This window comes from Flavobacteriales bacterium (assembly GCA_013001705.1).
GTDB lineage: Bacteria > Bacteroidota > Bacteroidia > Flavobacteriales_D > JABDKJ01 > JABDLZ01.
Genome location: JABDLZ010000062.1, coordinates 1 through 11538, shown reverse-complemented (window position 1 = coordinate 11538; position 11538 = coordinate 1). Strand labels below are relative to the sequence as shown.

Here is an 11538-nt window from a genome sequence, read left to right as displayed (position 1 = left end):
TGGTCAATGGGCTGGAGATCGAGAATGGTACTGCCAACTTCAACTTGCTCGATGGTAAGGTATTCAGTATGGGTGACCGGATGGTGAGGGATATCTATTCCAAGGCGAACAGTCCTCAGCCAATCTTGGGTCCAGAGGAAGCCATCGTGCGAGCGGCAGAACAGTTGAATATCGCAATGCAAGGTTCGATACAAGTGCTTGAGACCATGAGCCCCACAGAATTCCTTTATGACAAGGGTGATTTCTCACTTGAACATGTGCCAGTAAAGCTCGTATATCACTCTACCGGAGAAGTACTGAGACTGTCATGGGACCTCAGTATCAGCACGACCGATGAGAATGACTGGTGGAGTGTACGCATAGATGCCCTGACCGGTGAGATGATAGGCCAGAACAACTGGACCACTCATTGTCAATTCGAAAACTGTGGCCATCCAGGCAAGGATCTACAAGAGCGAATGGAAGCACTTTCGATGAGTGAACACCTTGCCAGTCCTCCTCCCCCTCCAGGTACATATAATGTCTTCGCCATACCGGTCGAAAGTCCGGCCCATGGACCTAGGACTTTTGTGAGTAATGCAGAAGATCCGATCGCATCCCCATTCGGATGGCATGATACCAATGGCGTCCCAGGAGATGAGTTCTCTACTACACGCGGGAACAATGTCCACGCATATGAGGACCGCAATAGCAATGATCTGGTCGGTGAGGCTCCTGATGGAGGCGGTGACCTGATATTCGATTTCCCCTATGATATCGAGCAACCGGCATTGGATAATCTGGATGCTGCCACTACCAATCTGTTCTACATGAACAATATCATGCATGATGTATGGTATCAGTATGGATTCGATGAGCAGAGCGGAAATTTCCAAGAAGAGAACTATCTGAACGCTGGAGGAGCAGAAAATGATTATGTGCGTGCTGAATCCCAGGATGGATCGGGGCTGAACAATGCAAATTTCTCCACACCTACCGATGGTACCAGACCTCGTATGCAGATGTATCTCTGGACCGATGGGAGCGGTAGCAGCGATTTCTTTGTCAACTCCCCTCCTACAGATGCTTCATTGGACATCACCTATGAGAACAGCAATGCCGCATTCGGACCGGGCATACCGAGTATTCCGATCATAGCGGATCTGGTATTGGTCACGGATGGATCGGGAGGTGACGAATTCGATGCCTGTGAGGATATTGCCAACGGATCCGAACTGAATGGAAAGATCGCTGTCATCCGAAGAGGCTCCTGTGAGTTCGGTTTCAAGGTGCTAGCTGCGGAAGAAGAAGGAGCTGTCGCTGTGATCATCGTCAATAATGTATCAGGAGACCCCGTCACCATGGGGGCAGGTGATGTAGGTGGTCTGGTGAGCATCCCTTCCATCATGCTTTCTGCAGCGCAAGGACAGCCGATCATGAACGCCTTGGAAGATGGCGAGATCGTCAATGGGACGTTGGTCGATGGGTCGGCCGATCTGGTAGCCTTCGATAGTTCCTTTGACAATGGCATCGTGGCCCATGAATATGGTCATGGCATCTCTATCCGATTGACCGGTGGTGCTAATAATTCGAACTGTTTGGCCAATGACGAGCAGATGGGTGAAGGTTGGTCCGACTGGTTCGGCATCATGCTCACCATGGTAGAAGGCGATCAACCCGAGGACCCTCGTGGTGTAGGAACCTATGTGATCGACCAGCCTAATAGCGGTACAGGCATCCGTCCTGCGCCTTATAGCACCTCTCCCTCAGTCAATAATTTCACCTATTCAGCGACCAACAATACTAATTCCATCTCCCTACCCCATGGAATAGGGTTCGTATGGGCATCCATGCTATGGGATATGAACTGGGCTTTGATCGAAGAATATGGATATGATGCTGATTTCTACAATGGCACGGGAGGAAACAATATTGCGATGCAATTGGTCATCGATGGGCTCAAACTACAATCATGCAGCCCTGGATTTGTTGATGGACGTGATGCTATTCTAGAAGCGGACCTTTTGAATTATGGTGGTGCGAATCATTGCCTGATATGGGATGTCTTCGCCAATAGAGGACTCGGATTCAGCGCAGATCAAGGAAGCTCGTTCAGCCGAACGGATCAAGTGCAGGCCTTCGACCTCCCTCCTTTCGAGGTGACTATCGAAAATGAACTGGGTACTTTGGTCGCACAGACAGATAACCCCGGTGTTTCATATCAGTGGATAAACTGTACAAGCAATACTCCGATCACAGGGGCCACCGAGAGCAGCTTCACGCCAATGGATAATGGCGAGTATGCTGTTATCATTTCTCAATATAACTGTGAGAGTACGTCCAATTGCATCGATATGAGTTCTGTCGGTATCGAAGAACTGGATGCAGATGACATCACCCTCTCACCCAATCCGGCCCGAGATATCCTGACCATTGATTTCAAAACGCTGGATAACATCCAATCGCTGGAGTTAATGGACGTCAGGGGTAAAGTGGTCTATCAGGAAGTCAATGTGTCAGAGCAGTTGATGCAACTGGAAGTAAATGACTTCGTGTCTGGACTGTATACGTTGAGAGTGACTTGCGATAATGCCATAGGCACCTATAAAGTCGTTATCGAATAAGTTCTCGAATTCACGTCTTGGCAAGTCTTTTCTGCTCCTCGAGAAATGCATCGGACTGAAAACGGATAAGTGCTCGAGCTTGCTGTTTCTTATAGTGATAGGTCTCCTCCTCTTCTGCAATACTCTCATAGACTTTCTTATTCATGGCCTTATCTGCACTGAGTAGTGCCAATCGCTGGTCTCTGAGCTGAGCAGCCCATACGGCTACTTTCTCTTCTGATTCATTGAATCTGATGTCATAGCTCCCGGCAGGTGTGAGCAATTTGGCTATGACCGGTGAGGTCTCTATGGCCAAGAAGAGCAAGAAGATGAAGAAGGAAGGGAGCCAAGGCAATTCACCTAGAGCATCGATACGGGCCATAAGTCCATCGAAACCATCGATCACGGGCTGGGTGGCCGCCAGATGTTCCTTTTCCTTGAGTTCCAGATCGGCAATGGCAGTGGCCAAAAGTGCTTTCTGCTCTTTGCCTTCAGACTTCAGTTCGCTCAATTCGGCCAGCATGGCATCATGTTTCTCCCGTTTCTCCTTGTACACCGGCCCCTTGCCCAGTAGCATGGTACCATCACGGCCTTCGGCCTCGGCTATGTAGGTATCGTATAGAGCATTTACCTCATTCTCTTTGTTAGCGATCTTTTGATCGATCTGTTCAGTTTCGCTATTCAATCGAGCCAACTCATCGGCATATATGGCCCCCACTTGATCCTGATTGGCCAAGGTCATCGTATTCTTCTGTTCGAGCAGGACCCGATCGATCTCCTTCTCGAAAATCTTGAGCTCCAAAGGCTTGGAGATGACCACCGCGATGATCACCGCCAATACGATCCGTGGAAAAGCCTGCATGAGCTCATCCATCTTGTCCTCCTGCTTGCGAATGCTGGAAACGATGAAACGGTCCAGGTTGAAGATCAGCAGCCCCCAGATGAACCCGAAGGCCAGAGCGATGGGAATGGAGTCGAATACGGTATAGAGCGCATAGGCCGATGCGATAAAGGCCATCACAGCGGTGAAAAATACAGTGCCGCCTACCCCTGCATACTTGATCTGCTCGGATTTAGAACACTCGGCCAGGAGGTCTGGATCTGCTCCAGAACACATCCAAAAGAATGATTTCAACATGTCAATGGTTTTTCCTACGGTTTCACAAAGAGGAACGATGACATGAATCTAGATGTTGCCCGTACCCGTGACGGAACAATTTACATGGACGGGTGAAATGTGCCTATGGAATGCAGTGGGTGCACTATTGGATAAAAGAAAAGCCCCGTTCATCACGGGGCTTTTCCAGCGTTTCTACCTAGTCAGCACATCAGGGTCGGTTATAGACTTTGATGGCTTGATTATCACAATACAGAATGTAAATTCCTTCGGGCAGATTATCCATGTTGACTACTGTCATCGTAGCTGACATCTCTTTGACCGTAATGGCCTGAGTCACCTCCCAACCTGTCACATCGAACATCTTGATACTCTCGATATCTTGGATATATCCTTCTAGCGTGAATGCTCCTTGCGTAGGATTGGGATAGGCCTTGACCTGCTCGCTCATGGTAAGTACACCTACTTCTACTACTTCGATATCCGAATATTCGAACGCACCATCCAGGTCGTTCTGCTTCAATCTATAGTAGCTCACTCCCGTGAATGGATCATTGTCTTTGCAGCGATACTGGATCTCCACGCTGGAGTTTCCAGCAGCCTCCACTTCATCTATAGTCTCCCAAACATGTCCATCTTGACTGCGTTGTATCTCAAAATTTTCGCTGTTGACCTCAGCTCCTGTAGCCCAGTCCAAGATCACATCCCTCCTATCGACCGTAGCATTGAAATAGATGAATTCTACGGGTAGTGGATTGTTGAATGAACGGGAAGCAAAAGTGAAGGGACTGAAATCAGTCACAGCTTGTGAAGTGGTCAAAGAACCGGAAGAAGGTACTTCCTGTCCAGGGATCAAGACATTGTTGCCATGATCCTTCCACTCGGACCCATCCCAGCGAGCCACAACTACTTCTGAGAGGTCATCGATGTTACCACTGCGCTCGGTATTGTAGGTCAAGGTGACATATACAGGTGAGTTCCCGACATTCCGGTCCAATATCCAATATTCTGTTCCTGATACGTGATCCAGCGTGAAGTCCAGGGATTCACTGTCATAAGCCCCGGCAGGATCCACTTCGAAGTACTCTCCGATGAAGGAGTGAGAACTGTTGGATGGCGCAGAGATAGCAATAGGTGCGTAGATCCCATTCCTTCCTACAGGGAAGGTGAAAGACTCATCTCCGATCTTTTCTATGGGTCCATCTATAAAGCTGGTCCCGCTTGCGTTCTCTATAGTGACATTATCACCGATATACAGCAAGTCTTCCCGAGTTGTCTTCATCGTTCCCTCTTGCATATAGAGGCTGTAATCAGAATCCAAGAGTTTCAATGGAGTCTCTAAAGTGACAGATGAACCTGACTTGTTCAAATAGATATCGGTCTCCAACTCGTTGTCTGATGTATTGACAGAGAGCAACTGTTCTGCATCTCCGCTGAACACCCATACCATATCCCCTTGATCATATGTAGAGGCAACGGATACATTACCCTCGATGACTAGTGTTCCACGGTCCAATTCTCCATTCAATAAGGTCAGGTCATTAAGAACACGCAGTGAATCACTCGCGTCCAGTCGTAGTTTCTCTCCATCATCCTTGTCCAGAATGAGCTTGTATGCTATGAGGTCAGAACCATTGTTCAAGTTGATGTCTGAAAGATCAGCACCTTGGAAACGTAGAATTCCATTGTTGTGCACGAATTCACCCCCGTTCAGGGTGAGATCCTTATTGATGTACAGCGTTCCATCCGTAGCGATCATTTTTCCGTTCTGTTCGATGACCACCTCATCGAAAAGCAATTCGACATCTACTCCCGACTCAAATACCAGGTTTCCGGTAGAAATCGTCAGGTCATTGTCTGATGAACCTAAAGTCATCTGCCCATCTCCATCACCGTCTCTGAGAATCAAAGAATCAATGGAGGTCTTGAGCATCTGAATATGCGAGTCATTCCAGTTGGCATCGTGTAGGAATAACTCCGATGACCCACTACCTGTGAAGATCAACTCAGCATTTCCATGATCCCATCCAGCATCGATATGGCATTCACCTTCCACGGCAACGGTTCCTTGACCCAACTGTCCAGAGGTGAGATCCAATCGATCGGTGACATACAGCGTATCTCCCGAACGTATGTTCAGCTTAACTCCATCAGTGGCATTAACGATCACGTGGTGGAAACGGTCGGCAGGTGCATTATCACATCTGAATTCTTTGGTGCCTGTAGGTGAGAACTCTACTGTACCGGCATTGTGTGTGAACGTTCCCTCCAGAATCTTGAAATTCTGGACTACTGTAAGCATATCACTGGTAGAGATAAAGGTTCCTCCATCCAGAATGAAATGCTTGTTGCACTGAATGCTCGCAGACCCACCTTGGAAGGTCCCACCTTCTATCTTGAATGAGCTGTTTCCAATGGATACTGGGTGTGATCCTTGCTGGATCGTACCGGTATATCCGGATTCGATGCGCATGCCTTTTACATCGACAGTAATATCGATAATGCAATCTCCAGTCCTGTCTTCTGTGAAATACACGATGTCGCCTGGACCAGGAACGCTTACACCGTCTTCATCATCGTCATCATCATCATCGTCATCTTCCTCTCCGGGTTCATCGGACCAATTAGCTGAATCACTCCAGTTCCCAGTGGAACCAGCGATCCAATAACGATTGCCCGCTAGGGCAGATATGCTCCACAACAAGAGAAGCAGCAAGGGTAATATTCTAGCCATGTGGTTGATTGTTCAGACTCCTTTCTACAAGAAGCTCCATTTTTAACTATCCTTATGTACGCACAGATTATAGTAATAGTTACAATAAGTACCGATGGTATGTAAAGACAGGATCTTGGGCTTATAGCCAAGTACGTTCGATCAGTGGATTCCTGATTTTTCGGAACTTTAAAAGGGTATGTCAGTTTTTGACCAAAGTCCGGCTGAATCCTATAGCTCTCAGCATATATATGCCCTCAGGGAGGAGTGTTAGATCGATCAAATAGGTCTGTCCTGCCAACGGACGAATGATCAGCCTTTCAGACCAATCACGTCCGGTGATATCAAACAGTCTGATCTCATCGATTTCTCCGCTATATCCTTCGAGTGAAACAAGGCCTTTTGTAGGGTTTGGGAAAAGATGAATGTCATCTATGAATAGGTTCGAGAAGTTTACTGCCTCGACATCTGTATACTCAGAGTGCCCGTCAAAATCAACTTGTCTCAAGCGATAGTAATTCGTCCCTTGCAAAGGACTATCATGGGTGAAACGATACGTCCTCTCAGCACTAGAGAACCCAGCTGCCTGTATGTCACCTAGTACAGTCCATTCCATTCCATCCATGGAATGTAAGATCAAGAAATTATCACTATTCACCTCTAATCCCGTTGCCCAAGAAATATCTACTGCATTGTCATTCTTCTCTGCTTTGAAATAAAGGAATTCGACCGGTAATGGATTGAAATGAGTACGTGATGCAAAGGTGAACGGGCTGAAATCTGTAACTGCTTGCGCAGTGGTGATTGTTCCAGCTCCGGGAAATTCCATACCAGTATACTCAACATCATTGCCGTGGTCTTGCCACATTGCACCATCCCAACGCGAGACCACCACTTGAATAAGTGCATCGATGCCGCCACTTCGAACAGTATCGTACGATAGCGTAACGAACACATCTGAAGCTCCATGTTCTCTATCCAATATCCAGTACTCGCTCTGCGATACATGATGAAGCCCAGAGGCCAAGGATTGACCGTCATAAGCGGATCCGGCATCCCCTCTGAAATACTCTCCAACAAATGAATGGCCATCATTCTCGGGTGCAGAGATTGAAATCGGAGCATATATACCATTCTTGCCAACTGGGAAGGTGAAGGCCTCATTACCGAACTTCTCTATCGGGCCATCGATATAACTGATAGCACTGGCATCTGTCCAATACGTACCATGCTCGAGTATGAGCAATGAGTCATGGTTGGTGACCAGCATTCCTTTTTTGAGATGAAGCGTCTGCTGAGGAGCAGTCATTTCGAACTTAGATTGCAAGATAACATCAGAGACCGTGGGCTTATCGATATAGACGTCCGCATCGAAATTGTCCTTTTTCCCTTCGAGTCTGAATGACTGATCATTGGCCCCAGCGAACATGAGCTTGGTCGTTCCTCGATCATAGTTACTCTCGATGGTCACATTTCCTTCGACCTTGAACACACCTTGGTCAGAATGTCCTTCCATGAGTACCAGATCGTTGCCCACTCTCAGCGTGTCATCTTCAACCAAGGTCAACATCCTACCATGTGGCTTATCGAAGAAGACGTTGTAGAATTGATCTGAAGGTGCCTTGTCCATTTGAAAGACCGCATTCTCATCTCCATCGAAATTCACTATTCCGAAATTGTGACTGAAATTTCCACCTAGATTGATATAATCACCTAAGAGATTCAATTCTCCGGTGGAGCCTAGGAGAGTCCCATCAGGATGGATCCTTGTAGCTCGGAAATTCAAGTCAGCGACCACACTATCCTGAAAGACCAGGACACCAGAATTGATGTTGAGGTACTTATCGATGCGCCCAAGGTCCAATAACTTATCATTATCTACTTCTCTGATGAAAGTGGAATCAGTTGGAGCATACTTGGAGATGCTCACGTTGTTCGTATTCCAACTATTTTCGTCCAAGAAATAATACGAGTTGCCGGATCCACTGAAATTGAGATCGGAGCTACCTCTCTGCCAGGTTGGTGTGACATAGGCTGTGTCTTCCACAGTGACTGTTCCTCCATCCAGGATTCCTTTGACGAACAATAGCTTATTCTCCACCCACAGGTTGTGTCCTTCATGTATTGTGATCTTCTTACCGCCTTCTCTTTCAATATCCACATTGAAGAAATGGTCCGTGGGAACTGTAGAACAGAAGTATTGAACGTCCCGTGTACCGATGAATCGAACGGTTCCGTTGTTGTGAACGAGTAGACCTCCATTATTGACATAATTTCCTAAGAGATGTAGCGTATCGGACGTGGAGTACAAAGTACCACCGCTGCTGTTCTCCAATTGGAAATAATCCAATTGCAGCTCTACTCCTTCTGCGAATGCCAAAACCCCGTTCAATATGGTGAGGTTGTGGTCATCATCTCCTAATTGTAGAAGTCCATTTGGCTGTACTTTCTTGATGAACGTAGTATCAGAAGGATCATCCTTATCAATGGTGACGTTATTGGTATTCCAATCGTTATTATCGAATAGATAATGAGAGGTTCCTGATCCAATGAATCTGATATCCGCATTACCTCCAGACCAGGTGGTCTCTACATAGGCTGTATCTTCCACTACTGCTGTACCTCGTCTGAGATGTCCGATACTCAGCTGCAGTCGATTCTCAACATGCATATTCTTCAAGGTGTCTATAAAGACCTTATGCACACCCGTGGTCTTGATGTGGATATTATGGAATCGATCGGTTGGTTCATTCACGCAATGGAATGTCACATCGTTGTCGGAATCGAATCGCACTGTACCCCCATTGTGGGTGAAGAGCCCTCCATAATTAATGTAATCACCACCTAGGAGCAATGTATCCATTGCGCCAATAAGTTCGCCTCCGGGGTTATTTTGAACTTCACCGAAATCCAGATCCACATTGACTCCGTCCTCAAAGGCGAGGGTACCTTCAGTTATCTTGATGATCTTCTGGTCTTCACCCAAGTTCAGCCAGCCATCGTTATCCACATCCTTGATAAAGGTGGTATCCGTCAAGGTCTCTTTATGGATATAAACATTGTTCTCATTCCATGTACCACTGTCGAACAGATAGAAGGAGTTTCCTGAGCCTGCGAAGGTGATGTCTGCATCACCGCCTAGCCAACCACTGGTCACATAGGCAGTGTCTTCTACAACTACATCGGCTCTGGGCATCTTACCCGAACCCAATTGTAGTCTACCTTCCACCCATAGGGAATCCCCAACATCGATCAGTAGTTGTTTACCCGGAATAAGTTCGATGTCCACATTGTGAAATCTATCCGTGACCATATTGTCACAGCGGAAATCGACATCACCGGTTCCATCGAAGCGCACCGTACCCGAGTTATGGCTATACCGACCTCCCAGATTGGTGTAATCACCACTGATGAGGAGCGTATCATTGGTACCGACAAGCGTTCCACCCGGATTATTGATGACTTCTTGAAAATCCAGATCGACCTGTGTATCGGCATCAAATGACATGATACCCCTCCTGACCTCTATCTCTCTATTGAATTGCCCTAACTGGATCTGTCCATCCCCATCACCGTCTTCAACAATGAGGCTATCAGATGAAGAGTCTTTCTGCACATACACGTCATTGGTGTTCCAGGTGCCGTTGTCCAAGATATAATAGGAATTTCCTTGACCCATGAAGGTGATATTCGCATCACCTTGGTCCCATGTCGAATGCACATAGGCAGTATCTTCGACTACGAGTTCACCGTGCCTCAGGATTCCAGAGAAAAGATCGATCCTGTTCTCCACCCATAGACTATCTCCATGTCCTATTTCGAAGTCTTCACCAGCACCCACGCGAACCACTACATTATGTACTTTGAAGTGTTCATTCAGATCGTTAATGAATTTAGCACGCGCTGGCGAATTGAACTCGATAGTACCGTCATTATGATGGAATTGCCCGCGCTTTAATTCGAGGTCGTTGGAAATGAATAAGGTATCTGTTGTAGAAGTGAAATCAGTACCATCGATTTCCAACTTCTCGATTGAGTATATAGGTGCGGTTCCACCTATGAAGGTTCCTCCCTTCAGAACAAATCCAACCTCACCAATACTGATGGAATGTCCCAGCTGCATCATCGTCCCTTGAAATTCGGGTTTGAACTCCAAAGCAGCAATGTCCATAGGGATATCTACGATACAATTACCAATGCTGAATTCATCGAAGAACACTTTGTCTTCAGGACCTGGAATACTGAATCCACCTTGTCCTTCAGATTCATTTGACCAATTGTTGATATCACTCCAATTGCCTGGAGTCGATGCTACCCAATATCTGTCTGCTGCAGATAAGTGAATGCCAAGCAAGAGCAGGAAAATGCCAAGGGAAATACGAAAACACATCCTCTAAATTGGTACGGACTTTTCTGCCGACCAGTATGTTCTACGAGAGAGAATGCAGAAGGTTACCCTTTAAAATGAAGAGTCTTCCGATGTACACAATGATTCTGTCGATAAACAAAGTGGTTCTTTCGTTAGACAGATGCGCTTATAGTTTGTTATACCATAACGCAAAGATGCCCTTAGAAATCAGCTTCCTTTACTCCCACGATCACCGAATATGGCCACTTCATCAAAATTCTTGGCTGCTTTTCCCACACGGATGATCTCTAGTTTCTCTATCACATCACCCTGTAGAGTGGAGTCTACGACAGACTGTCCTTCAATGACATAACCAAATACACTATGTCTATCATCCAACCAAGGAGTAGGTAGATGCGTGATGAAGAATTGACTTCCGTTGGTCCCAGGACCTGAATTGGCCATAGAAAGCACACCGGGACGATCGTGCCTGAGTTCAGGATGGAATTCATCCTCGAATTTGTATCCCGGGCCACCTATACCCTTGCCTAGTGGATCCCCACCTTGTATCATGAAATCCTGTTGATCCCCATTGGCCTTGGATATCACCCGATGGAAGATCTGTCCATCGTAATATGGCTCCCCTAACTCTTTATGGTCATTGGGAATGGTCCCTTCTGCTAGCCCAACGAAGTTGGCCACGGTCACAGGCACCTTTTCAAATTCCAATGAGAGCAGTATCTCTCCTCTATTCGTGGTCATCTTTGCATACATACCG

Annotated in this window: 5 protein-coding genes; 1 reads left to right on the top strand and 4 read right to left on the bottom strand. The window is 46.8% G+C overall.

Annotated features, from left to right (window positions below; genetic code table 11):
* Positions 1 to 2603 (top strand): T9SS type A sorting domain-containing protein (locus tag HKN79_02350; GenBank protein ID NNC82393.1); only part of this gene is annotated, 2603 nt, incomplete at its 5' end.
* Between the two features lie 10 nt (positions 2604 to 2613).
* Here HKN79_02350 and HKN79_02345 read toward each other — a convergent pair.
* The 4 genes from HKN79_02345 to HKN79_02330 all read right to left on the bottom strand — a co-directional run bounded on the left by HKN79_02345 (position 2614) and on the right by HKN79_02330 (position 11534).
* Positions 2614 to 3720, bottom strand: coding sequence for a DUF4407 domain-containing protein (locus HKN79_02345; GenBank protein NNC82392.1), 1107 nt, complete (start codon positions 3718 to 3720; stop codon positions 2614 to 2616).
* A gap of 190 nt (positions 3721 to 3910) precedes the next feature.
* Positions 3911 to 6433: a T9SS type A sorting domain-containing protein gene (locus HKN79_02340; protein NNC82391.1), complete on the bottom strand. Its 2523-nt coding sequence runs from the start codon at positions 6431 to 6433 to the stop codon at positions 3911 to 3913.
* 181 nt (positions 6434 to 6614) lie between these two features.
* Positions 6615 to 10766, bottom strand: a complete 4152-nt coding sequence (locus HKN79_02335) for a T9SS type A sorting domain-containing protein (protein ID NNC82390.1) — start codon at positions 10764 to 10766, stop codon at positions 6615 to 6617.
* Positions 10767 to 10988: 222 nt separating this feature from the next.
* On the bottom strand, positions 10989 to 11534 hold the full coding sequence (locus tag HKN79_02330) for a peptidylprolyl isomerase (GenBank protein NNC82389.1): 546 nt from the start codon (positions 11532 to 11534) through the stop codon (positions 10989 to 10991).
* Between the last annotated feature and the right edge of the window lie 4 nt (positions 11535 to 11538).